The sequence below is a fragment of the Iamia sp. genome (assembly GCF_035575815.1).
In the GTDB taxonomy this organism is placed as follows: Bacteria; Actinomycetota; Acidimicrobiia; order Acidimicrobiales; family Iamiaceae; genus Iamia.
On sequence record NZ_DATLXO010000024.1, the window covers coordinates 24,886 to 47,610 of the forward strand.

The 22,725-nt window shown below is 71.9% G+C and carries 19 protein-coding genes and 1 pseudogene; 5 read left to right on the forward strand and 15 right to left on the reverse strand.

Annotation, left to right across the window (positions count from 1 at the left end):
- Positions 1-94: 94 nt before the first annotated feature.
- From VNL12_RS21120 to VNL12_RS02020, 3 genes and pseudogenes are all read right to left on the reverse strand, one after another.
- Positions 95-1,077 (reverse strand): annotated as a pseudogene (locus VNL12_RS21120) (OB-fold domain-containing protein); the annotation flags it as partial.
- 57 nt (positions 1,078-1,134) lie between these two features.
- Positions 1,135-2,040 carry an SH3 domain-containing protein gene (locus VNL12_RS02015; RefSeq protein ID WP_325591080.1) on the reverse strand — a complete coding sequence of 302 codons (906 nt, stop codon included), beginning with the start codon at positions 2,038-2,040 and terminating at the stop codon, positions 1,135-1,137.
- 99 nt (positions 2,041-2,139) lie between these two features.
- Entirely contained in the window at positions 2,140-3,219 is a 1,080-nt protein-coding gene (locus tag VNL12_RS02020; RefSeq protein WP_325591082.1) for a Zn-dependent alcohol dehydrogenase, read from the reverse strand.
- Positions 3,220-3,350: 131 nt separating this feature from the next.
- Here VNL12_RS02020 and VNL12_RS02025 point away from each other — a divergent pair, with 131 nt between their 5' ends.
- On the forward strand, positions 3,351-4,898 hold the full coding sequence (locus tag VNL12_RS02025) for an acyl-CoA synthetase (protein WP_325591084.1): 1,548 nt from the start codon (positions 3,351-3,353) through the stop codon (positions 4,896-4,898).
- A gap of 109 nt (positions 4,899-5,007) precedes the next feature.
- Here the strand turns inward: VNL12_RS02025 and VNL12_RS02030 are convergent, their stop codons facing one another.
- Positions 5,008-5,622 carry a DsbA family protein gene (locus tag VNL12_RS02030; RefSeq protein ID WP_325591086.1) on the reverse strand — a complete coding sequence of 205 codons (615 nt, stop codon included), beginning with the start codon at positions 5,620-5,622 and terminating at the stop codon, positions 5,008-5,010.
- Between the two features lie 221 nt (positions 5,623-5,843).
- Here VNL12_RS02030 and VNL12_RS02035 point away from each other — a divergent pair, with 221 nt between their 5' ends.
- Together VNL12_RS02035 and VNL12_RS02040 are read left to right on the forward strand one after the other, a co-directional pair.
- On the forward strand, positions 5,844-6,266 hold the full coding sequence (locus VNL12_RS02035; protein ID WP_325591087.1) for a hypothetical protein: 423 nt from the start codon (positions 5,844-5,846) through the stop codon (positions 6,264-6,266).
- Between the two features lie 47 nt (positions 6,267-6,313).
- On the forward strand, positions 6,314-7,129 hold the full coding sequence (locus VNL12_RS02040) for an aldo/keto reductase (RefSeq protein ID WP_325591089.1): 816 nt from the start codon (positions 6,314-6,316) through the stop codon (positions 7,127-7,129).
- A gap of 445 nt (positions 7,130-7,574) precedes the next feature.
- Here VNL12_RS02040 and VNL12_RS02045 read toward each other — a convergent pair whose 3' ends face one another.
- Complete coding sequence (locus tag VNL12_RS02045) at positions 7,575-8,180, reverse strand: TetR family transcriptional regulator (RefSeq protein WP_325591091.1); 606 nt, start codon at positions 8,178-8,180, stop codon at positions 7,575-7,577.
- A gap of 219 nt (positions 8,181-8,399) precedes the next feature.
- On the opposite strand from VNL12_RS02045, the gene VNL12_RS02050 reads away from it, so the two are divergent.
- Positions 8,400-10,130 (forward strand): wax ester/triacylglycerol synthase family O-acyltransferase, encoded by a 1,731-nt coding sequence (locus tag VNL12_RS02050; protein ID WP_325591093.1) that lies wholly within the window; start codon positions 8,400-8,402, stop codon positions 10,128-10,130.
- Between the two features lie 80 nt (positions 10,131-10,210).
- The gene (locus VNL12_RS02055) at positions 10,211-10,396 is read left to right on the forward strand and encodes an AMP-binding protein (RefSeq protein WP_325591094.1); all 186 of its coding nucleotides are present in this window, start codon (positions 10,211-10,213) and stop codon (positions 10,394-10,396) included.
- Positions 10,397-10,646: 250 nt separating this feature from the next.
- Here VNL12_RS02055 and VNL12_RS02060 read toward each other — a convergent pair whose 3' ends face one another.
- The 10 genes from VNL12_RS02060 to VNL12_RS02105 form a co-directional block, all read right to left on the reverse strand.
- Positions 10,647-11,447 (reverse strand): crotonase/enoyl-CoA hydratase family protein, encoded by an 801-nt coding sequence (locus VNL12_RS02060; protein WP_325591096.1) that lies wholly within the window; start codon positions 11,445-11,447, stop codon positions 10,647-10,649.
- 466 nt (positions 11,448-11,913) lie between these two features.
- Positions 11,914-12,336: a hypothetical protein gene (locus VNL12_RS02065; RefSeq protein ID WP_325591098.1), complete on the reverse strand. Its 423-nt coding sequence runs from the start codon at positions 12,334-12,336 to the stop codon at positions 11,914-11,916.
- Positions 12,333-13,058 (reverse strand): ABC transporter ATP-binding protein, encoded by a 726-nt coding sequence (locus VNL12_RS02070; RefSeq protein ID WP_325591099.1) that lies wholly within the window; start codon positions 13,056-13,058, stop codon positions 12,333-12,335. The genes VNL12_RS02065 and VNL12_RS02070 overlap by 4 nt, the downstream gene beginning before the upstream one ends.
- A complete protein-coding gene (locus VNL12_RS02075; protein WP_325591101.1) occupies positions 13,055-13,849 on the reverse strand; it encodes an ABC transporter ATP-binding protein in 795 nt (264 codons plus the stop codon). The genes VNL12_RS02070 and VNL12_RS02075 overlap by 4 nt, the downstream gene beginning before the upstream one ends.
- Position 13,850: 1 nt before the next feature.
- Positions 13,851-15,857, reverse strand: a complete 2,007-nt coding sequence (locus VNL12_RS02080; RefSeq protein ID WP_325591102.1) for an ABC transporter permease — start codon at positions 15,855-15,857, stop codon at positions 13,851-13,853.
- Between the two features lie 17 nt (positions 15,858-15,874).
- Positions 15,875-17,245, reverse strand: a complete 1,371-nt coding sequence (locus VNL12_RS02085; protein WP_325591104.1) for an ABC transporter substrate-binding protein — start codon at positions 17,243-17,245, stop codon at positions 15,875-15,877.
- A 112-nt stretch (positions 17,246-17,357) separates the two neighbouring features.
- Entirely contained in the window at positions 17,358-18,533 is a 1,176-nt protein-coding gene (locus VNL12_RS02090) for an acyl-CoA dehydrogenase family protein (protein WP_325591105.1), read from the reverse strand.
- 12 nt (positions 18,534-18,545) lie between these two features.
- Positions 18,546-19,748 carry an acyl-CoA dehydrogenase family protein gene (locus VNL12_RS02095; protein WP_325591106.1) on the reverse strand — a complete coding sequence of 401 codons (1,203 nt, stop codon included), beginning with the start codon at positions 19,746-19,748 and terminating at the stop codon, positions 18,546-18,548.
- Positions 19,749-19,955: 207 nt separating this feature from the next.
- Positions 19,956-20,861: an alpha/beta hydrolase gene (locus VNL12_RS02100; RefSeq protein WP_325591107.1), complete on the reverse strand. Its 906-nt coding sequence runs from the start codon at positions 20,859-20,861 to the stop codon at positions 19,956-19,958.
- Positions 20,862-21,041: 180 nt separating this feature from the next.
- A complete protein-coding gene (locus tag VNL12_RS02105) occupies positions 21,042-22,709 on the reverse strand; it encodes an acyl-CoA synthetase (RefSeq protein WP_325591109.1) in 1,668 nt (555 codons plus the stop codon).
- Positions 22,710-22,725: the final 16 nt, after the last annotated feature.

Below are 22,725 nucleotides of genomic sequence, written 5' to 3' on the forward strand. Positions count from 1 at the left end.
GGTTGCGGACCAGGGACTCGGTGGGAGCGACGCCGCCGACCCACGAGCCCAGGCCGGTGCCGTGGTCCTCGCCGGGGATGCGGACGTCGGTGTCGTCGGGCTCGCCGGTGGGCCGGAACCACTTGATCGACTCGAGGGTCGGCGCCATGTCGGCGTCGTCGCGCCAGACGGCCTCGACCCGCATGCCGATGCGGACGTCGGTGGCCGGCACCTCCTGGATGAGGTGCATGATCGACAGGTCGGCCCCGTCGAGCAGGATCAGGGCGCTCACGTACGGGATCTCCATCACCGAGCCGTAGAACTGCAGGTTCACCACGCAGAACGAGGTCACGGTGCCCACCGGGGCGACCTCGACCTCCTCGGGGGTGGGCCGGCCCAGCTCGGGGTCGGCCCCGCGGGGCGGCACGTACACCCGACCGCCCGGAGCGCGCTGGCCGACGATGCGCTTCTCGGTGATGGTGCGGAGGAAGCGCGAGGTGGCCTCACCGGCGGTGAACTCGTAGTCGAGCCGGGCCGGGGTGCGGACGCTGCGGACCGCCTCGACGCCGCGCAGAGACGCGGGGAGCACGACTTCGGCCATCAGGTCTCCTCGGGCACGAAGCAGGCGATGTCACCGATGTGGCCCTCGCGCTCGGCGGCCCAACGGGGCTCGACCCGCAGCCCGGCGGCCATCAGCTCGACCCGGCCGGCGTCGACGGCGTGGAGCATCGGCGTGTCGGCGCCGTCGAGCAGGATCTGGGCCCAGCTGAAGGCCCGGTCGAGCGGGTGCTTCTCGTGCGGCGTGGCGACCCACGCCCACGTGGTGACCGTGCCGGCGGGGCCGACCTCGACCACCTCGTTGAGGTCCTCGCCGGTGACCGGGTCGTACTCGACGGGCGGCACGATGACCCGACCGTCGACGCCCCTGATCCCCACCAGCACCTGCTCGCGCAGGCCGGTGAGGAAGGCGCCGATGACCGGTCCCGTCGTGCGGCGGAAGGGGTACTCGATGATGAGCGGAGCGCTCAGCACCTCGTCCGACTGCGGTGTGGGCGTCACGACCGCCACACTAGAACACGTTCCAGTTCTTCGGGACATGCTCCGGGACGTCAGCGGCCGGCGAGCCCCGGCGTCGACCTCGATCTGGGGCCGAGCTCAGGTGCAGAGGCCCTTGGCGGTGGCGCCTCGGGCGCAGAGGGCGGTGGCCTCGACGGTGCGGACGGTGAAGCCCTCGCCACTCGGATCGGGCTCGGCGATGATGTGGAACCGCTCACCCAGCTGGGCGTCATCGGCGTAGCCGGTCACGTCGACGGTGATCTCCCCGACATCGGCGACGGTGGGCCCGTCGACGACGGTGAGCTGCGGCTCCTGACCCTCGGCCCCGGAGCTGCGCAGAGCGGCGACGGCCTCCGCGATGGCCACCATGGTCTCGGCGCGCGGCACCTCGCCCAGCTCGGCGGTGACGTCGGTGGCCTGCCCCAGCTGGGCGATGAAGGCGGTGCTCACCCAACCGGTGCGGCCGTCAGCGAGGACCTCGGCCCAGAGGGTGCCGTCGGCCACCCTCCGGTTGTGGCCGGTCGCCGCGAAGCCGTCGGCCAGGGGCGCCAGCTCGACCACCACGTCGTAGTCGGTGCCGGGTCCGGTCCTCACGTTCAGGGTGTCGTCCGCTCCGACGCCGACGACCGCCAGCGCGGCACCCTCGTAGGGGTAGATGTCGGTCCTCTCGCCCGGCAGGTCCTCCTCGTCGGGAGGCGCGGTGGTCGATGTTCCGCCGTCGGCCTCGCTGGTGTCGCTGGTGGGCGCGGTGGTCGTCGATTCGTCGCCGGGACCGGTGGTGGAGGACTCATCGGGCGGGGCCGTCGTGGACGGGTCGTCGGGCGGTGCCGTGGTGGAGGCGTCATCGGGCGGGGCGGTGGTCGTGGACTCGTCGCTCGACGCCGTCGCCGTCGTCGACGCGGTGGTCTGGTCCGACGCCACGTCGTCGTCATCACCTCCGCAGGCGGTGAGGCCCAGGGTGAGCACCAGGGCAAGGGCGGCGGGGGTGGCGAGGTGGTGTCCCATGACCCCACCGTAGGAACCTCGGCGCCACGTGCCGAGCCACCCACGGTGGGTGGGCACACCCCCGGGTGGTTGGGCCCCACACCTCGGCGGCGCGCCGGGCTAGAAGGAGATGACGGTGCGGATGACCTCGCCGTTCTTCATGGCCACGAGGGCGTCGTTGACGTCGTCGATCTTGATCCGCTTGGAGATCATGCCCTCGAGGTTGAGCTGACCGGCCTTCCAGAGTCGGAGCCACCGGTGGAAGTCCGAGCGCACGTCGGCCGAGCCGTAGTAGCTGCCCATCACGGTCCGCTCCATGAAGAAGAGCTCGAAGCCGTTGAACGCGACCTCCTTGTCCATGCCGGCGACCCCGATGATGCACGTGGTGCCGCCGCGGCGGGTGGCGTCGTAGGCCTGGCGCATCACCGCCGGCACCCCGATGGCCTCGAAGGCGAAGTCGAACCCGTCGCCGGTGAGCTCGGCCTGGAGCGCGCCCAGCCCGTCGGGGGTGCAGCCGTGGGTGGCGCCGAACTCCTCGGCCTGGGAGAGCTTCGCCTCCACCAGGTCGACGGCGACGATGATCGCGGCACCGGCGACACGTGCGCCCATGATCGCGGAGATCCCGACCCCGCCGCAGCCGAAGACCACGACCGACGACCCGGGCGTGACCTTGGCCGTGTTGACGGCGGCGCCGACGCCGGTGGTGACGCCGCAGCCGATGAGCGAGGCGATCTCGAACGGGATGTCGTCGTCGATCTTGATGGCCGCCTCCCGGGGCACGGTCAGCGACTCGGCGAAGGTGCCGGTGCCGGCCATTCCGTAGACGGGCTCGCCGTTGCGGGAGAACCGGGACGACCCGGCGATGGCGAACTGGATCATCACGCAGAGGTGCGGCTGCTTGCGCTCGACGCAGTTGTTGCACATCCCGCACGGGGGCGACCAGGCGACGATGACGTGATCGCCCAGGGCGAGGTCGGCGACCCCCTCGCCCACGGCGGAGATGACACCTGCGCCCTCGTGACCGGGCACGAACGGCGCCGTCTGGGGGATGGTGCCGTTCATGGCCGAGAGGTCGGAGTGGCAGACCCCGGTGGCCTTGATGTCGATGGTGACCTCACCCGGTCCGGGCGGCGCGACCTCGATGTCGTCGACGATCTCGAGCGTCTCGTCACCGGTGGTGTGCAGCAGCGCAGCGCGCATGGGCGGTCTCCTCGTCGAGCGTGGGTCGATCGGCTGGGACCCTAGTGGGACGCGTTCTAGGTGGCCGGGCCACCGAGGCCCTCACTCGCCGAAACGAGAACGCGTTCTCGTTTCGGCCTAGTCTCGCCGGCATGGGAGATCTCGGGTTCTGGCGGCTGGCGGAGGCGGACGGCGACCGGTTGGCGCTCGTCGACCCTGACGGCGGCGAGCACTCCGCCGGGGCGCTGCTGGCCCGGTCGAACCAGGCCGCCCACGGGTTGCGGGGCCTCGGTCTGGAGGCGGGCGACACCCTTGCGGTGCTGCTCCCCAACGGGGTGGAGCTGATCGAGCTGTTCCTCGCCGCTCTGCAGGTCGGGGTGCGCATCACCCCGATCAACTTCCACCTGGTGGGACCCGAGGTGGCCTACATCCTCGCTGATGCCGAGGCCAAGGCGTTCGTGGCCCACGAGCGCTTCGCCGCGGTCGCCGTCGCCGCCGCGGACGAGGCCGGCTTCCCCGTCGACGCCCGCTACGCGGTGGGTGCCGTCGCCGGCTTCGCGCCCTACGGCGAGCTCTTCGACGGTCAGCCCACCACCGCCCCCGAGGGCCGGACCACGGGCGCCGCCATGCACTACACCTCGGGGACCACAGGTCGCCCCAAGGGCGTCAAGCGCGCCCTGGCCGGGATCGACCCCAGCGACATGGCCGAGCTCATGGGCTACCTGCCGAACCTCTTCGGCATCGCGGCCCACGACGGCCACGTGCACCTCACCGTCTCGCCGCTCTACCACACCGCGGTGCTCATGTGGACCGGCAACGCGCTGTCGCTCGGCCACACCGTGGTGCTGATGGACAAGTGGTCCGCCCCCGAGACGCTGCGGCTCATCGAGACCCACGGCGTCACCTACAGCCACATGGTGCCCACCCAGTTCGTGCGCCTGCTCGAGCTGCCCCCCGAGACCCGCGCCCGCTACGACATGTCGTCGCTGCGCAACATGGTCCACGGGGCGGCGCCCTGCCCGCAGGAGATCAAGCGCCGGATGATCGAGTGGTGGGGCAACACGATCCAGGAGTACTACGCGGCGACCGAGGGGGGCGGCACCGTCATCTCCGCCGAGGAGTGGCTGGAGCGGCCGGGGTCGGTCGGGCGGCCCTGGCCCGGCTCGGAGATCCGGATCTACGACGACGAGCAGCGACTCCTGGGGCCCGGACAGATCGGCACCGTCTACATGTCGCTGATGGCCGACTTCGAGTACAAGGGCGACCCGTCCAAGACCCGGGCCAACCGCATCGACGGCTACTTCACCGTCGGCGACCTGGGCGAGCTCGACGCGGACGGCTACCTGTTCCTCCGCGACCGCAAGAGCGACATGATCATCTCCGGCGGGGTCAACATCTACCCCACGGAGATCGAGGGCGAGCTGATCAACCACCCGCTGGTGGCCGACGTCGCCGTGTTCGGCATCCCCAACCGGGACTGGGGCGAGGAAATCAAGGCCGTGGTCGAGACGCCCGAGGGGACCGACGGCTCGCCCGAGGTCGAGACCGAGATCCTCGCCTGGGCGGCGACCCGCATGGCCCGCTTCAAGCTGCCGAGGTCGGTCGACTTCGTCGCCGCCCTGCCCCGGGAACCCAACGGCAAGCTCATCAAGCGCCGCCTGCGCGACCCCTACTGGGTCGACCAGACCACCCAGATCTGACCGCTACTGAGTTCTGGCCGCCCTGGTGGGCCGCAGAGCCACACCAGGGCGGCCGTTTCAAGCTCGGTACGCGGAGGGTGGCCGACCGGTGCGGCGACGGCGCGCCTGATCAGTCGAACTGCGGGTCCTCGTGGCGGGTGCGCTTGAGCTCGAAGAAGTGCGGGTAGCCGGCGAGCAGCACCGCTCCGTCCCACATCCGGCCCGCCTCCTCGTCCCGCGGGATGCGGCTGAGCACGGGACCGAAGAAGGCGACGCCGTTCACGTGGATCGTCGGCGTGCCCACGTCGTCGCCAACGGCGTCCATGCCGGCGTGGTGGCTGGTGCGGAGGTCGTCGTCGAGGTCGTCACGGTCAAAGGCGTCGATCAGCCCGGGGGGCAGGTCGGCCGCCGCCAGTGCCTCGGCGGCGACGGCGGGAAGGTCCTCGTTGCCCCGGCCCTGGGTGTGGATGAGCGTCCCGGCCGCGGTGTAGTAGGCCGCCAGTGCCTCCTGGCCGTGCTGCTGGTCGACGGCGATGGCGACCCGCACGGGGCCCCACGCCCGGGTCATCATGTCCCGGTACTTCTCGGGCAGGTCGCGCCCCTCGTTGAGCACCGCCAAGCTCATGACGTGGAACGTGACGTCGATGTCGCGGACCGCCTGAGCCTCGAGGACCCATCGCGAGGTGATCCAGCACCACGGGCACAGGGGGTCGAACCAGAAGTCGACGCGATCGCGATCAGCCATGAGGAGCTCCTTGTGCGGCGCCGGTGGCGGCGCCCGAGTGTTCCCATGGGTCTACCGGCGTTGCTCGCCGTTCCCACCGGCTCGTGCCCGATCAGGGTCAGCCGTACCGCCGGGGTGTTCCCCGTCGGTGAGGCGGTGAACCGGTCACACCGTCGGGCATCACCCTGATCACCAGCACGGGCGGACGCTCAGGATCGGCCCACTCCGGCCGACGGAGAGCCATGATCGACACTCCGGGGCACGAGCGACGCGTCGGGCGTCGCCATGACGTGGGACCCGTCATCGTCCGGTGGGACGTCGACACCAACACCGAGGGCTCGCGCCGCCGTGGTCGCCGTCGCCGCCCCGAACCCAGGCCCTCCGAGGCCGCGGGCCTGCTCGACGTGTCGGTCAGCGGAGTCTGCGTGATGGCCCGCACCGCGGGCGACCTGAGGGTCGGCTCGACCACGGTCGTCTCGATCAAGGGCGCCCGCGGGCCCGTCATCGCCCGCCGCATCAGCCCCAGCGCCAAGGCCGGCTTCAGCATCTACGGACTCGAGTTCGGTGATGGGACCTCGCCACTCACGCAGATGGTCCACCGGGACCTCCTCGCCACGGGCGCCACCGTGGACGAGTTCACCTGGCACGCCGTCGTCCGGGGCTGACCTCGGTCCTGGTTGGGGCCGGGCGCCGGCGGCGATAGCAAGGGGCCATGCTCCGCACCATCCAGGGAACACCCGTCCCCGCGCTCGGCTTCGGAACCTGGGAGCTCGTCGACGACGACACCTTCCCCGGGGTCACCGCGGCGCTCGAGCTCGGCTACCGCCACATCGACACGGCCCAGGACTACGGCAACGAGCACACCGTCGGCCAGGCCGTCACCGCCTCGGGCATCGACCGCGACGAGATCTTCCTCACCACCAAGATCGGGAACGACAACCTCACGCCCGAGGCCATCCGCAGCTCGACCTACGAGAGCCTGTCGAAGCTCGAGACCGACCACGTCGACCTGCTGATGGTGCACTGGCCGGTGCGTCTCGACCAGCTCGAGACCAACTTGGAGGTCTTCGGGGACCTGGTGGAGGCGGGCGCCGCCCGTCACATCGGCGTGTGCAACTTCACCCCCGACCACCTGACCCGCGCCCTCGACGCCGCGCCCATCTTCTCGCTCCAGGTCGAGCACCACGCCTACCTGGCCCAGCCCCGGCTGCTCGAGCTGTGCGCCGAGAACGACCTGCTGTTCACCGCCTACTCCCCTCTCGCCCGGGGTGAGCTGCTGAAGGATCCCGCGGTCGTAGCCATCGCCGAGGAGCGCGGCGCCACACCGGCCCAGATCCTGTTGCGCTGGATCCTCGACGAGGACGAGCACACCGCGGTGATCCCCAAGGCGACCGCCCGCGAGCGCATCGAGGAGAACCTCGGCGCGCTCGACGTCGAGCTCACCGAGGGCGACCACGACGCCCTGACCGCCCTCGATCGCGGCCGCCGCATGGTGGACCCCCCCTTCGCCCCCGACTGGGCCCGCTGACGACCTGCAGGACCTCGGGATGCGGATAGCGCATCGCGTGGCGGCCAGTGGGGCTGAGCCGGCCCAAGATGGCGGTGAGCTGCCCGCCGCCGGGCTGATGGATGCGTTGCAGCAACCGGAAGTGCGGGAGGCGGGGAGTCCGAAGGTGTCGTCATCGGGGAGTCCGGCTGGCGGAGACCCGCGGTTCTGGGGGCAGGATTCGCCCTCCAGCGTGAACTGCGCCTTCAGAACGGTCGGGGGGCAACCTGGGAAGGGAGTCCAGGACTCCTGACACGGTGGTGCATCTCCGCAGGTCACCGCGAACTCCCAGGTCAGGGGCCGACCAGAGTTTCTGCGGCATAATCTCGGCCGTCCAGGTAGGCCCGAACCCGTGACCAGGGCGGTCATGCGACGCTGATCGGGTCGTGGCCGCATGAACGATCGCGATATGTCAGGAGTCCTGGAGTCAGTCGAACTGGTGGAGGAGGAGGCGGGTGGCGTTGGTGATCTCGCGGCCCACGTCGTCGGTGCCGGACCACCCGTTGACCCAGCCCAGCAGGGCGCCGTACCAGACGAAGTTGAGCACCCGGGCCACCTCGGCGCGCACCTCGGGGTCGAGATCGGTGGGCATCGCCCGCTCCATGACCCGGCCCATGGCCGCGGCCACGTCACCCTGGCAGGACGCCGCGCCGCGGTCGGGAGAGGAGATGGCGAGGATCACCGCCTCGGTCAGCCGGGGTTGGCGCTCCATGCCCTCGGTGGCGCGGCGTAGCACGTCACCGACGCGCGCCGAGGGGGTCTTCCCCTTCGGGGGGCGCCGGGCGACGCGCCGCTCGAGGTCGTTGGTCCAGGTGACGAGGGCGGCGGCGAGCAGGTGGTCCTTGGAGGAGAAGTAGCGGTAGATCGTGCCCAGGGCGACCTCGGAGCGCGCCGCCACGTCGCGCATCTGCACCGCGTCGTAACCCCCCTCGGCGCCGAGGTCGAGGGCGGCGCGGATGACCCGTTCGCGGCGAGCCGCCTGCGGCGGCGTGAGCGATGCCGGGTCAGCCCCGGCGGAGGCAACAGATGTCATGGTCCGCGGAACGCTAACGCCGTCCTGCCGACAGCCGGCGGAAGGTGCCCGACGTCGACGCCTGCGGGCCCGGGTCGCGGCCTCCGCGGGGCCGGCGTCGGGACACGGTCTGAGACGAGAACACGTTCTCGTTCCGGGCGTCGACCGCCCCCCTCATCGACCCGGGATCCGTGGGATGCTGGCCGGGAGCGCCTGACGGCCCGACAAGGAGGATGACCCATGGAGAGACTCTCGGGACTCGATGCGACCTTCCTCTACCTGGAGACGCCCACGCACCATATGCACGTCGCCATGACGATGGTGCTCGACCCCTCGACGATGCCGGGGGGTTACTCGTTCGGCGCGATCAAGGCCTTCATCGCCTCGCGCACCGACCGCATCCCGCCGTTCCGCCGGCGGTTGGTGTCGGTGCCGCTGAACCTCCACCACCCGGTGTGGGTCGAGGACCCCGAGTTCGACATCGACTACCACATCCGCCGCATCGGGGCCCCGGCCCCCGGCGGACGCCGCGAGCTGGGCGAGATGGCGGCCCAGATCGCCAGCATCCCCCTCGACCGCTCCCGCCCCCTCTGGGAGATGTGGGTCGTCGAGGGACTGAAGCAGGACCGCATCGGTGTCGTGTCCAAGGTCCACCACTGCGCCATCGACGGTGCCAGCGGCGCCGAGCTCATGGTGCACCTCTTCGACCTCGACCCGGCCGACGCCGTGGTCGACGGGCCGCCACCTGACCTGCCGTCGGAGCGGGTCCCGACCGACGTCGAGCTGATCGGCCACGCCGTTACCTCGAAGGCCCGTCGTACGATGGGTCTCGCCCCGCTGCTCAGCCAGACCGTCCGCAGCGTGTCGCGGGTGGTGCAGGGCCGTCGCGGTCCTGACGGTCACGTGGGCGCGGTGCCCCTCAGCGCGCCCCGGGTGCCGTGGAACGGCCCGACCTCGGGACGTCGCGACGTCGGCTTCGCCCGGGTGCCGCTGGCGACGGTCAAGGAGCTCAAGGTGGATCTCGGCTGCACCGTGAACGACGCCGTGCTGGCCCTCTGCGCCGGCACCCTCCGCCGCTACCTCCAGGACCACGACGCCCTGCCCGACGAGCCGCTCGTGGCCGTCTGCCCGGTCTCGGTCCGCGCCGAGGGCGACGGGCCGGGGAACCGCGTCTCGGCGCTGTTCACCACCCTCGCCACCCACCTCGACGACCCGATCGAGCGCGTCGCGGCCATCCGCGCCACCACCAAGGGCGCCAAGGAGGAGCACAACGCCGTGGGCGCCACCATGTTGCAGGACTGGGCCGAGTTCGCCGGGCCCAACGTGTTCAACCTGGCGTCCCGCCTCTACTCGAGCATGAACCTGGCCAACGCCCACCGGCCGGTGCACAACATGATCGTGTCCAACGTGCCCGGTCCCCCGTTCCCGCTGTACTTCGCAGGCGCCGAGGCCGTGGCCGCCTACCCGATGGGACCGGTCATGGAGGGCTGCGGCCTCAACGTGACGGTGTTCAGCTACATGGGCTCGGTCGACATCGGCTTCATGGTCGACAAGGAGCTGGTGCCCGATGTGTGGGCCATGGCCGACGCCGTGGAGCCCGCCCTCGCCGAGCTGGTCGCCGCGGCCGGACGGTTCGCGGATCTTGCCCCGCGCTCGGAGGCGCCGGCGCCCGAGGTTGCGACCGGGACGACCGCAGGCCCGACGCGGTCGGCGCCGAAGGGCAGGACGCGGAAGGCGGCGGCGCCCAAGACCTCGGCCCGGAAGCGGCCTGCGTCCAAGTCCGCAGCTTCGAAGCCGTCGGCGCCGTCGGCGCCGAAGGCAACGACGCAGAGGAAGACGACCCAGAAGGCGGCGGCCCCGGAAGCGTCCGCCGGCAACGCCTGCGAGCCGGAAGGCGACGAGGGCCAGAGCCGCGACGAAGAAGGCGGGCCCGAGCAAGAAGCCGGGGCCGGGCGTCGGTGCGGCCCCTGAGGCTGCCGCACGCTCCGAAGCGGCCGGCGGCACGTCCGGGCGCGAGAACGTGTTCTAGTCCTCGGGTAGACACAGGGCCCATGGCGGTCAACATCGCCGACCTCTTCGAGCACACCGTCGACGCCGTCGGCGGCGACTGGACCGCCCTCGTCGTGGGCGACGACCGGCTCACCTTCGACGAGGTCGAGACCCGGTCCAACCGCCTCGCTCACCACCTCGCCGCCCACGGCGTGGGACGTGGCGACCACGTGGGCATCCACGGATAGAGCTCCACCGAGTGGGTGGTCACCATGATGGCGGCGATCGAGCGCGAGCGTTGCAACGTGGTCCTGATCACCGGCGACGCCATGGGCCGACCGCTGATCGAGGCCCTCGAGGACGACCCGTGTGATCGGTCGGGTGGGGCGCGGCGGCAACATCCCGATCGGCTACCACCGGGACGAAGCCAGGGCGAGCATCGAACGGGGGGTGCCGACCGGCCCACAAGCCTGAGCAGAGGCGTTCGGAGCCCTCGCGCTACTCGCCGGTGAACACCGGAGGCCGCTTCTCGGCGAAGGCCCGGGGGCCCTCCTTGGCGTCCTGGGTCTCGAAGATGATCGGCTCACCGACGGTGAGCTCGTGGGCGAGCCCGTCGGCCTCGCTCATGGCCGCCGTCTCGCGCATCGAACGCAGCACGGCCCGGACCGCCAGCGGGCCGTTGGCCGCCACCAGGTCGGCCAGCTCGCGAGCCTTGGCCATGGCCTCGCCCTTGGGCACCACGTGTCCGATCAGGCCGATCGCCTTGGCCTCGGCGGCGCGGATGCGCCGACCGGTGAGGAGCAGGTCGGCGGAGTTGGTGAAGCCGATCTGGCGCTGGAGCCGGACCGTGGAGCCGCCGAGCGGGAACAGGCCCCGCTGCACCTCGGCGATGGCGAACTCCGCGGTCTCACCCGCGACCCGGATCTCGGTGGCCTGGAGGATCTCGGTGCCGCCGGCCACGCAGTAGCCCTCGACCGCAGCGACGATCGGTTTCGACGGGCGGGAGTGGCGCAGCAGCGCCTTCCAGTGCATGTCCGGGTCCGCGGACCAGCGGGCGGCGGCGTCGTCGCTCGTGCCGGCGGCCAGGGCCTTCAGGTCCATCCCCGAGCAGAAGCAGCCCTCGGCGCCGGTGAGGATGGCGACTCGGAGAGCCGGATCCTCGTCGAGCCGGGTCCAGGCGTCGGCCGCCCGCACGAGCATGTCGGGGCTGAACGCGTTGCGCGCCTCGGGCCGGTTCATGGTCACGGTCATCACCGGTCCGTCGATCTCGACGAGCAGGTCGGGGGAAGCGTCAGCCATGGGCTGACACTAGGCCGGAGGTAGAACCCGTTTCACTCCCGGGGCGGGGCCCGCCACCGTCGCCGACCATGCCCCCCGCGAGGGCCGCCCTCTTCACCCCCTGGCTCGGGCGGCGGCGACGGCCGGCACGGTTCTTGCGCCAAGATGCAGCGCCCACCACGGCGAACCGGCGCAAGGATCGGGACGATCCGGACCGCGCCCGTTTCTGCGCCGAGACGCCGCGCCCGCCGAGACAATCGGGCGCAAGACATCGGGATTCGCCCAGGCCGTCCGCGGCCCCGGCGCGGCCGACCCGTGCGGCTGACCTCGCACGGTCGGGGTGCGACCCAGCGCGACGTCGAGACCGGGTCAGCCACGACGTGAACGGATGCTGAGGGCGGGTCAGCCCTCGACGGCCTCGGAGTGCCGTGTGGAGGCCGGTCGCGCGCCGGGCGGCCCGTCGGCGGAGGACGGCGCGACGAGGTGCTCACGGGGAGGACCCGCCGCCCCGCCGGTTGAGGGCGGACTCGATGCGGCCGAGGGCCTCGACGGTGCGGTCGGTCTGCACCTGGTGCTCGTAGACGATGCGAGCGAGCCAGAAGCGGAAGAGGCGGGCAAGGGAGAAGCGGATCACAAGAGCCGAGCCGATGATCACCAGCGCCAGACCGGTGAGGCCGCCGGAGATGGCGTAGGGGATCTGCTCGGCCACCGACGGCGTGCCCGACGCCTGGTACCAGGCGAAGAGGATCAGCACCACGCCCACCGCGACGAGGGCGGTGCCGACCTTCAACAACAGCGCCTCGCGATCGGCCTTGGGCTCGGGGACGTGCATCTGTTGCACCCGGCCGGCGAAGCCGTCGGAAGGCGCATCGTCGGCGGGCATGGTGTCGGAGGGCGTGGTGTCGGTCATGAGGTCGCTCCCAGGTAGGCGTCGGACAGCTCGGACTCGATCTGGGCCGGGCTCCCCACGGACGTGATGCGACCGTGGGACATGATGGCGGCGAGGTCGGCCACACCGAGGACGGTGCGGGCGAACTGCTCGACGACGAGCACCGACACGCCGTGGCGCGTGATCTGTCCGACCTGCTGGTAGAGCTCGTCGACGATCATCGGCGCCAAACCCATCGAGAGCTCGTCGAGGAGCAGCACCGCCGGGTCGGTGACCAGCGCCCGGGCCAACGACAGCATCTGCTGCTCGCCACCCGAAAGGGTGCCGGCCAGCTGGTCACGACGGTCGCCCAGCCTCGGAAAGGTGCCGTAGGCGCGCTCTTCGATGACGGAGAGCTTCAGGCCCCGGTAGGTGGCCATGCGGAGGTTCTCTCGCACCGAGAGGGTGCGGAACACGCCCCGTCCCTCGGGCACGGTGCAGAGCCCGGCGGCGGCCAGCGCCGAGGGCGCGACGCCGGTGACCCGTCGTCCGGCCACGAACACGTCGCCCTCGGTGGGTCGCACCTGGCCGCTGGCCACGGCGAGGGCCGTGGTCTTCCCGGCGCCGTTGGGCCCGAGCAGGGCGACCACCGTGCCCCGGGGCACGACCAGGTCGACCCCGTGCAGCACCTCGATCTTGCCGTACGCGGCGCGCACGCCGCGCAGCTCGAGCACCGGGAGCGGCTCGGTCAGCTCATCGGTCACGGGGCCTCCGACACGGGGGCGGCGCCCAGGTAGGCGTCGACGACGCGCTGGTCGGCCTGCACCTCGGCCGGGGTGCCGTGGGCCAGGACCGCCCCGAGGTCGAGGACGTACACGAGCGATGCGAGGCGCATGACGAGCGGGACGTCGTGCTCGACCAGCAGGACGCCGAGCCCCCGGCCGGCCAGCTCCTCCAGGAGACCGGCGAAGCGCGCCGTCTCGGACTCGTCCAGCCCGGAGGCGGGCTCGTCCAGCAGCAGGAGCCGGGGCCGGGTGGCCAGGGCCCGAGCCAGCTCGACCAGGCGGGCCAGACCCGTCGGCAGGTCCTCGGCGCGGGTCGCGGCCACGTCGCCCAGGCCCAGGTGCTCGAGCAGCGCGGCGGTCTCGGCCACCGCACCGGGCGCGCCCCGATCGGCCTCCCCGCCGACGGTGATCGCCGGAGGCCGGGCGTCGCCGCCCTGGCGCCGGCACAGCTCGCAGGCGAGCAGGACGTTCTCGGCCACCGACAGCGAGCCGAACAGCTCGAGGCGCTGGAAGGTGCGGCCCATCCCCAGGCGGGCCCGGCGCGGGGCGCTGACGCGGCTGATGTCGGTCCCGTCCCACAGGACCAGGCCCGACGACGGGCGCTGGAGCCCGGTGATCACGTTGAACGCCGTCGTCTTGCCGGCACCGTTCGGGCCGATGAGCCCGGTGATGCGGCCGCTCTCGATCGCCATGCTGGCCCGGTCGACGGCGACGTTGCCGCCGAAGCGGACCACGACGTCGCGCAGCTCGAGCAGAGGTGCGTCGGGCACGTCAGCGACCCCAGCTCAGGCCGAGCTCGTCGTCGAGCCGGGAGGCGTCGGCGGCGCCGATGCGGCCGTCAGTGCCCAGCGTCTCGGGCGTCTCGAACGGCTCGGCGACGACGTCGGCGCGCGCACGGGCCTCCTCGATGGCCTCGCCGACCTGGCGGACGACGCCGTCGGGGTTCTGGGCCAGGCCGATCCCCGCGAGGCCGGGGGCCAGGCTCATGGGCGTCCTGAGGGCGCCGTACCACCGGCCGAACATCGGCATCCCCACCAGCAGCACGGCGCCGAGGAGGGCGCCAGTGACCGAGGTGATGCCCCCGATCACGGCCACGAGCACCAGCGGGAGCCCGGCCAGGGCACCTCCCTCGAGCAGGGCGTAGTCCGTGAGCCCGACGCTCGAGGACTTCCACATGGCCAGCAGGCCTCCGCCGAGGCCGGCGATGGCGGCGGACAGGGCGAACACCTGGAGCTTGGTGACGGTGAGGTCGAGGCCCAAGGTCGCGCACGCGCTGGGCGAGTCCTTCATCGCCGCCAGGCGGCGCCCGAAGTGGCCGTTGCGGATGGCGGTCAGCCCGAGGGCCACCGCGCCGAACACGACGGCGAGGAAGACGAAGAAGGCCTCGTCGCTCTCGATCAGAGCGAACCGCTCGGCCGAGGCGCTGCCGGTCGCGAAGGGGAGGAACTCGGGGAACAGGGTGTTGTTGCCGTACACGACCCGTTCGAGCAGGAGGGCGAACGCCATCGTGGTCAGGGCCAGGTAGAGGCTGCGCATGCGGAGGGCGGGCAGGGCGACGACGGCGCCGACCACGGCGGTGACCACCACGCCGACCAGGAGCCCGTAGGGACCCATCTTCCACACCGCCAGGGCGGCGATCCCGCTCAGGGCGAGCTGCGCCAGCGACACCTGGCCGGCCCACCCCGTGAGCAGCACCAGCGAGAGGATGACGATGCCCAGGGCCAGACCCTTCCCCAGCTCGTCGACCGTGTTGGCCGACACGATGTCGGTGACCGAGATGAGCGCGCACACGGCGATGAGCCCGCCCATGGTGGCCGCGACCCTGGACATCGACGGGCGGGGCACCCGGAACCGGATGTTCTCGGGCCGCAGGGCGGCCTTGTCCTGGCGCATCACGACGAGCACGACGAGCAGCATGAGGATGGGCGTCGCCGAGCCGAGGTCCGAGAAGGCCTGGTCGACGGTTCCGGAGAGCTCGACCTTCAACGGGATGTAGTCGAAGAGGCTGTTGACCTCGGCCAGGATGAGGGCACCGAGGAAGGTGAGGGGCAGGCTCCGCAGGCGGCCGACCATCGCCACCGCGTAGGCCTGGATCACGACGAGGGTCAGGGCGATGGACGTGAGCGTGAGGTCGGGCGCCAGCAGGATCCCGGCCAGACCGGCCAACGAGCAGCCGAGCATCCACGCCACCGAGGACACCCGGTTGGGATCCGCTCCGTTCAGCGCGGCCAGCTCGCGGCTGTCGACCACGGCGCGCATGGCGGTGCCGAGCCGGGTGCCGAAGAGCAGGGCCCGCAGCCCCACGGCCACCGCGATGGCCGCCCCCAGCGCCACCGCGTCGTGGTACTCGACGGTGACGCCGACGACCTCGAAGGTGCTACCCGCGAACAGCTTCTCGACCGATCGCACGCCCGTGCCCGAGGGCCAGATGAGATCCGCGAGCGACACCAGCGCGAACAGGAGCCCGATGGTGGCGACGATGGTCGTGATCGTCGAGGCCCCGGCCAGGCGGCGCATCAACAGCCGATCGAGGAGCCAGCCCAGGGCCGGCGCGATGACCAACAGGCACAGGACCAACCCGATGGGGACCGGGAGGTCCCACGCCGCGGATGAGGTGATCTGCCAGTAGCAGAACGCGATGATCATCCCGATGGCGCCGTGGGCGAAGTTGAAGATCCCGGTGGTCGTGTAGGTCACGACCAGTCCGCTGGCCGCGATGGCGTAGGTCGGTGCCGCCAGGATGGCGAAGACCACGAAGTAGCGGAACAGCTCCTCCATCGGTGGCTACTCGCCCCTCAGCTCTCGAACCGCTCGTCGGAGGTGTAGAGGTACGCGTCGTCGCAGTCGTAGTCCTCCTCGGGGTGCTCGCGTGTGAACTCCCCACCCTCGAGCTCCAGGTAGAGGAAGCACGAGATGGGGATGCCCTCGCCCGGGTTGGCCGGCATGTGCAGCCCGCCGCCGTCCCACTCGGTGATGCCCTCGAGCTCGGTGACGAGGTCCTCGCGGGTGATGTCGTTGCCGAGGGCGTCGACCGCGGTGGCCCACAGCAGCCCGGCACTGAAGGCCTGCACGCCGAGCGTCGTGGCCCTGTCGGCGGCGTCGACGTTCTCCATGTACTGCAGGTACAGACCGAGCACCGGGTTCTCCTCGGCCTCGGAGAACGGAGCCGTGTTGGTGAGCACGAGGGCGCCGTCGGCCGCCGGGGACGCGCCGAGGGTGTCGTCGTAGTACTGCTGGCCCAGGTCGATCACCTCGAGCTCGATGCCCTGGGTCCGGATCTCCTCGAGCAGGGCGAGCGTCTCGGTCGTGGCGCTCACCATGGTGAAGTACTTGACCTCCTCGTCCTTCATCTCCTGGACGAGCGACGAGAAGTCGGTGTCACCGAAGGCCATCGCCTGCTCGATCACGAAGTCGAAGCCGGCCTCGGCCTCGCAGCCGTCGACGATCTGCTGGCCTCGGACGCTCGCCGCCGGCAGGTCGGTGTAGACCATCATCGCGCTCGTCACGGCCTCGGGGTACTCCTCGGCGATCCACTGGCAGGGGCCGGAGTTGAACTCCGTGGCGCTGAGCCCGGGGACCGGGGCGAAGAAGTTCTCCGACTCGGTCCGGCTCGTCGTCGCCGAGTAGGCGCCCACCTCGACCAGCCCGCACTCCTCGCGGGTGCCGACCCCCTGCTGGTCTTGCACCGAGCCCGTCCCGACGAGGGCGAAGAGGTCGTCGCGGCAGGCGGCCTGGGTGGCCTCCTCGGTGCGGGCGATCATCGAGTCGTAGGTCGAGAGCTCGATCTGGCGACCGTTGATGCCACCGGCCTCGTTGCAGAACTCGACGAAGGCCTTCATCGACTCCTCGATGCCGACCGTCGGCAGCGGCACCGCCGGGTTCTCCTTGTCGGAGATGACGCCGATGCGGATCGTGTCCTCGGTGACGCCGGGGACGTCGGCTGCGAGCTCGCCCTCCGGGGCATCGTCGGAGCACGGGTTGGCAATGGTGCCCAGCTCCGTGGAGTCGGGGCCCACGGCGGCATCGCTCCCGCCGTCGTCCTCGCCGGAGGAGCCTTCACCCTCGACCTCGGCGTTGTCCGGCGATGCCTCGGTGTCGGAGCGGGAGCCGCAGGCCGTCACGACCAGAGCGAAGAGGCAGAGGGTGAACAGGGCAACACGGCGCATGGGATGGGCTCCGGGGCTGGGGGTGTCTGTGGTCACACTACATCTGACGGGGCGTCAGATGGGCGGCGGGCGGTGGAGGGGTTCGCCGCCGCCACGCAAGGCCCTGCCGTGGTCAAGCGGCGCCCACGATGCGTGACCCCAGGGCCACGAGGTGCGGGTGGGCGGTGCCGAGGGTGTGCTCGGCCGCCTTGGCGGCGCGGAACCAGCGGTGCAGCGGGTAGTCGGTGTCGACGCCGATGCCGCCGTGGACGTGCTGGGCCCCGTGCACGACCCGCTGGGCGCCCTCGGTGGCCCACACCTTGGCCACCGCGAGGGCGTCGTCGGCCGGCCGGCCCTCGTCGAGCAGCCAGGCGGCGTGGATGCTGGTGAGGCGGATCGCCTCGGTGTCGATGTAGGCATCGGCGAGGCGGTGGGCCACGGCCTGGAACGTGGCGATCTTGGTGCCGAACTGCTCGCGCTCAGAGGTGTAGGCGGCCGCGGTGCGGAGGGCGGCGTCGCAGGTGCCGGCCTGGCGGGCGCAGATGCCGACGGTGCCGAGGGCCGTGATCGTCGCCACCACGGCGGTGCCGCCGTCGATGTCGCCGACCACGGCATCGGTGCCCAGCGCCACCCCGTCGAAGGACACGGTGGAGAGAGGTTCGAGGTCGGTCCCGAGGCCGCGGGTGACGGTGACGCCCGCGGCGGTGGGGTCGATGAGGAAGACGGTCGTGGCCCCGCCGCCGGTGCGGGCCGGGACCAGCACCCGCACATCGACCCCGGAGCCGGCGAGGTGGACGCTGGGCACCACGTGCTTGGTGCCCGAGAGGCTCCAGCCCGTTCCACCCGTTCCACCCGTTCCGCCGGTCCGGTCGGTTCTGTGCGGCGTCGCGGTGGTGAGCGGCGTGGCCGGCGGGAGCGATGATCCGTCCTCCACCACCGCCGCGGTCAGCACCAGGCTCCCTTCGGCCACCCGGGGCAGGACCTCGGCCCGCAGCGCGTCGGATCCGTGGCGGGCCAGGGGCAGGGCGCCGAGGAGGAGGGTCGACCAGAGCGGCACCGGAGCCGCGGTGCGCCCGACCTCCTGGCAGAGCAGGGCGGCCTCGAGCACGCCGTAGCCCCCGCCGCCGTCGACCTCGGGGAGGCAGAGGCCGAGCAGGTCGGCCTGGGCGAGCAAGGCCCAGAGCTCGGCGTCGAAGCGGTCCCCGGCGGACTCGGCGGCGGCGAGGACCTCGGGGGTGCAGCGGTCGCCCAGGATCCGGGCTGCCAGCTCGACGACCGCCGTCTGGTCGGAGGTGAGGGTCAGGTCCATCGTGGTCGGTCCTTACATCCGGGGGGTGCGGGGCATGGCCAGGCCGAACATGGCGATGAGGTCGCGCTGGATCTCGTTGGTGCCGCCGCCGAAGGTCAGGATCAAGGTGCCCTGGTAGGCCCGTTCGAGGCGACCGGCGAGGAACGCCTCGGGGCTCTCCTGGCGCAGCGTCCCGCGCGCGCCGAGGACCTCCATCAGCAGCCGGTAGGCGTCGATGAAGAACTCGGTGCCGAACACCTTGGTGGCGCTGGCGTCGGCCGGGTTGGGCGACTGACCGGCGGCGTCGAGGGCCGCGACCTTCCAGTTGATGAGGCGCAGGAAGTCGAGCCCGGCACGGACGCGGGCCAGGTTGACCCGGACCCACTCCTGGTCGCCGACCCGACGGCCGTCGGGCAACGTCTCGGTGCGCGCCCAGTCGATGACGGCCTCGTAGACCGCCTCGACCATGCCGGGGGGCGACAGCGAGACCCGCTCGTAGTTGAGCTGGTTGATGATGAGGTCCCAGCCCCGGTTGAGCCCGCCGATGATGGCCGTATCCGGTACGCGCACGTCGTCGTAGAACGTGTTGAACGTGCTGGCGTTCACCATCGTCTCGATCTTCGTGAAGGAGTACCCGGGGTCGGTGGCCGGCACCGCGAAGATGGTGATGCCGCGGTGCTTGGCGGCGCCCGGGTCGGTGCGGGCCGCGAGCCAGATGTAGTCCGCGTAGCTGGCCAGCGATGTGTAGGTCTTCTGGCCGTTGATGACCCACCCACCTCCCCGACCACGGGCGGGGTCGTCGTCCTTGACGGCCTTGGTGGTGAGCGAGGCCAGGTCGGTGCCGGAGCCGGGTTCGGTGTAGCCGATCGAGAAGTGCAGCTCGCCGGCGAGGATCGGGGGCAGGAAGAACGCCTTCTGCTCGTCGGTGCCGAACTCCATGATCGTCGGGCCGACGGTGTTGACCGACAGGAACGGCACCGGAGCCCCGGAGCGCCAGGCCTCGTTCATGAAGATGAACTGCTCGACGGCGCCGAAGCCCCGCCCGCCGAACTCGGTCGACCAGCCCACGCCCAGCCAGCCGTCCGCGCCCATCCGGCGGACGGCGGCCAGGCAGGCGGGGTCTCCCGTCTCGCCGGCGACCGCGGCGGCGGTGACCTCGGGCGTCATGAGCGCCGCGAAGTACCCCCGTAGCTCCTTCTGCAGCGCGGTCTGCTCCGGCGTGTAGGCGAGGTGCATCGCGGCATCTCCTCCGAGGGGGTCCACGGCCGGCCCGGCGGGGCCGCCTCTGGCTAGAACACGTTCTACTCCGTGGGAGTGTCGCCCGCCATTGACCCGAGATCGAGGCAACCGGTTCGGACCGTCACCCGCACTGGCCGCGAAACCCTTCCCTCTGGGAACCCAAAGCGCGACCGGTTCGGGCTGCCGCTCCGAACGACCCGCGGATCAGGCGATGCGGTCGGCCACGTCGCGGACGGCCCGGGTCAGCACGGGGCCGAACAGGGGCCGGGAGCAGACGATGTGGCCGTCGTCGACCCTGTGGATCGTGGCGTCAGGGATGCGAACGACCAACCGGGCCTGCTCGGTGGCGGGCACGGCCTTGTCGTCGGTCGTGACGAGCACGGCGGTGGGGACGTCGATGTCGCCGATCCACTGCGAGGCGTCGTAGGTGCCGATGGCCCCAGCCGCCTCGGCCACCATCCGCCAGTCGTGACGGCCCATCTCGGCCCGGGCCCACCGGCGGAAGCTCTCGGGCCGGGCCCGAACCCCGGCCGGCACGTGGCGCTGGACGACGCCGACGGGCACCCTCGTCAGGAGCTGCCCGAAGCGGGTCGAGCCGGCCGCCGCGCCCATGGCGGTCACGAACACCAGCTGCTCACGGCGGCCCGGGACGAAGCGGTCGGCGGTGGCGCAGAGCACCAGGCCCGAGACCTTCTCGGGGTGCCGCTTCCAGAGGAGCTGGGCGATGGGGCCGCCCATCGAGTAGCCGACGGCGATGGCGTCGTCGATGTCGAGGGCGTCGAGGAGGGCGGCCACGTCATCGGCGCAGTCGGCGAGGCGGAACCGCTTGCGGGTGCGCAGCCCCCGGGCGTGGCCCCGGTGGTCGATGGCCAGCACCCGGAAGTGCTTGCCGAGGGGGCCGAAGGCCTGGAACCAGTTCAGCCCGCCCGACGCGATGAGGCCGTGGAGCAGCACCACCGTCGGGGCGCCGGGCGGGCCCGGCACGTCGCGGACGAAGGTCGTCCCCCGGCCGGGCAGCTCCACCCGCCGCCCGAGCGGGAGGTCGGGCTGGGGCGTCCCCGGTGGGGCGTCCTCTTGGTCGGAGGAACGGAACGGCGCCAGCAGCGACATGGACCCACCGTAGGTCACGCGACCTGACGCACCGTCAGACCCCTCGGCGCAGGACGGGCGGTCGCCCCCTCATCGTCCCCGCGACGCGCCCCCACCCGCCGCACCATCACGACCCACCCGCGTCGCAACGGCGCACCCCGTCGGGGCGCCTGGGTGCTGAAGCCGGGCGCGACCTCACGGTCACCCGGAGGGGGACGACACGGCGGAGCGGGCGGCGTTGGCCGCCCAGCGGTAGTCGGCCTTGCCCGCCGGGGTCCGCTGCACCCGCTCGACCAGCACGAGGTGCTTGGGCAGCTTGTAGCCGGCCAGCTCCGACCGGGCGTGAGCGCGCAGCTCATCAAGGGTCGGCGGGGCGACCCCCTCGGCCGGTTGTACGACCGCGGTCACCGCGCTCCCCCAGCGCTCGTCGTCGACGCCGACCACGAGGACGTCGGCCACGCCCGGGTCGCCGTGGAGCACCCCCTCGACCTCCTCGGGGTAGACCTTCTCGCCGCCGGTGTTGATGCACTGCGAGCCCCGGCCGAGGAGGTGGACGGTGCCGTCGGCACCGACGGTGCACATGTCCCCCGAGAGCACCCACCGGGTGCCTCCGACGGTGACGAAGGTGGCCGCCGTGCGCTCCGGGTCACCGTCGTAACCGAGGGGTATCCGCCCCGAGGTGGCCAGGCGGCCGACGGTGCCCGCACCGGGCTCCACCGGGCGCAGGTCGTCGTCGAGCACCGCGGTGGTGTCGCCCACCGAGAACGACGCCACCCCGCCGGCGGCCACCGCCCCACCACCGCCCTCGCCGGGCAGGGTGCGGGCCGCACCCTGGACGCCAGACTCCGAGGAACCCATGCCGTCGGTGACCACGCAGCCGGGGAAGGCCTCGACCAGGCGGCTCCGCACCGACGGCGACAGGGGGGCGGCGCCGTTGGCCACCGCGTACAGCGACGAGGTGTCCCACCGTCCGCGGTGGGCCGCCAGCATGTCGAGCATGGGCTTGGTCACGGCGTCGCCGACCATGGTGATGATGTTCACGCCCTCGTCGGCGACGAGCTGCCAGGCCGCCTCGGCGTCGAAGCTGCCGGGCACGAGCACGGTGGTCCCCCCGGCGAAGAGCCACATGAACGTGGTCCACTGGGCCGCGGCGTGCATCATCGGCGCGATGGGCAGGTAGACGATCTTCTCCACGAAGCGGTCGGCCAGCTCGCCCAGGTCGGTGACCGGACCGTGGAGGCGCATCGGGTCGCCGCCGCCGAGGCAGGCGTAGAAGGCGTCCTCGTGGCGCCACAGCACACCCTTGGGCAGGCCCGTCGTGCCGCCGGTGAACATCAGGTAGTGGTCGTCGCCGGAGCGGCCCTCGCTCTCGACCGGAGCGTCGGGCACGGCGGCGAGAGCCTCGTCGTAGGCGAGGGCGCCAGGCACCTCGGCGGCGCCGGGCGGCGCGTCGTCGAGGTCGGGAACGGCGAGCACCGCGGCCATGGCCCCGACCACCTCGGGGACGCCGGCGACCGCATCGGCCAGCGACCGGTGGTACACCAACGCCTGAGCCCGCGACGCCTCGAGGACGTGGCGCAGCTCGCCGGCCACGTAGCGGTAGTTCACGTTCACCGGGATGGCCCTCAGCTTGAACGCCGCGAGCATCGTCTCGACGTACTCCGGGGCGTTGCGCAGATCGATGGCGACGCGATCACCGGGGCCGATGCCCCGCGCCTGCAGGTGGTGGGCCAGGCGGTTCGCCCGGGATTCCAGATCCCCGTAGGTGCGCCGCGCCGGCCCGCACACCAGCGCAGTGCGCTCCGGAACGCGAGCAGCAGCCCACTCCCAAAGATCCGCAAGGTTCGACGAGCGCGGACCATCAGCCATCAGGGAACCTCACCTG

Excerpts from the sequence above, each read along its gene's own strand:
- VNL12_RS02015 (WP_325591080.1), bottom strand. The coding sequence starts at position 2,040 with ATGGGACACCACCTCGCCACCCCCGCCGCCCTTGCCCTGGTGCTCACC.
- VNL12_RS02020 (WP_325591082.1), bottom strand. The coding sequence starts at position 3,219 with ATGCGCGCTGCGCTGCTGCACACCACCGGTGACGAGACGCTCGAGATC.
- VNL12_RS02025 (WP_325591084.1), top strand. The coding sequence starts at position 3,351 with ATGGGAGATCTCGGGTTCTGGCGGCTGGCGGAGGCGGACGGCGACCGG.
- VNL12_RS02030 (WP_325591086.1), bottom strand. The coding sequence starts at position 5,622 with ATGGCTGATCGCGATCGCGTCGACTTCTGGTTCGACCCCCTGTGCCCG.
- VNL12_RS02035 (WP_325591087.1), top strand. The coding sequence starts at position 5,844 with ATGATCGACACTCCGGGGCACGAGCGACGCGTCGGGCGTCGCCATGAC.
- VNL12_RS02040 (WP_325591089.1), top strand. The coding sequence starts at position 6,314 with ATGCTCCGCACCATCCAGGGAACACCCGTCCCCGCGCTCGGCTTCGGA.
- VNL12_RS02045 (WP_325591091.1), bottom strand. The coding sequence starts at position 8,180 with ATGACATCTGTTGCCTCCGCCGGGGCTGACCCGGCATCGCTCACGCCG.
- VNL12_RS02050 (WP_325591093.1), top strand. The coding sequence starts at position 8,400 with ATGGAGAGACTCTCGGGACTCGATGCGACCTTCCTCTACCTGGAGACG.
- VNL12_RS02055 (WP_325591094.1), top strand. The coding sequence starts at position 10,211 with ATGGCGGTCAACATCGCCGACCTCTTCGAGCACACCGTCGACGCCGTC.
- VNL12_RS02060 (WP_325591096.1), bottom strand. The coding sequence starts at position 11,447 with ATGGCTGACGCTTCCCCCGACCTGCTCGTCGAGATCGACGGACCGGTG.
- VNL12_RS02065 (WP_325591098.1), bottom strand. The coding sequence starts at position 12,336 with ATGACCGACACCACGCCCTCCGACACCATGCCCGCCGACGATGCGCCT.
- VNL12_RS02080 (WP_325591102.1), bottom strand. The coding sequence starts at position 15,857 with ATGGAGGAGCTGTTCCGCTACTTCGTGGTCTTCGCCATCCTGGCGGCA.
- VNL12_RS02085 (WP_325591104.1), bottom strand. The coding sequence starts at position 17,245 with ATGCGCCGTGTTGCCCTGTTCACCCTCTGCCTCTTCGCTCTGGTCGTG.
- VNL12_RS02090 (WP_325591105.1), bottom strand. The coding sequence starts at position 18,533 with ATGGACCTGACCCTCACCTCCGACCAGACGGCGGTCGTCGAGCTGGCA.
- VNL12_RS02095 (WP_325591106.1), bottom strand. The coding sequence starts at position 19,748 with ATGCACCTCGCCTACACGCCGGAGCAGACCGCGCTGCAGAAGGAGCTA.
- VNL12_RS02100 (WP_325591107.1), bottom strand. The coding sequence starts at position 20,861 with ATGTCGCTGCTGGCGCCGTTCCGTTCCTCCGACCAAGAGGACGCCCCA.
- VNL12_RS02105 (WP_325591109.1), bottom strand. The coding sequence starts at position 22,709 with ATGGCTGATGGTCCGCGCTCGTCGAACCTTGCGGATCTTTGGGAGTGG.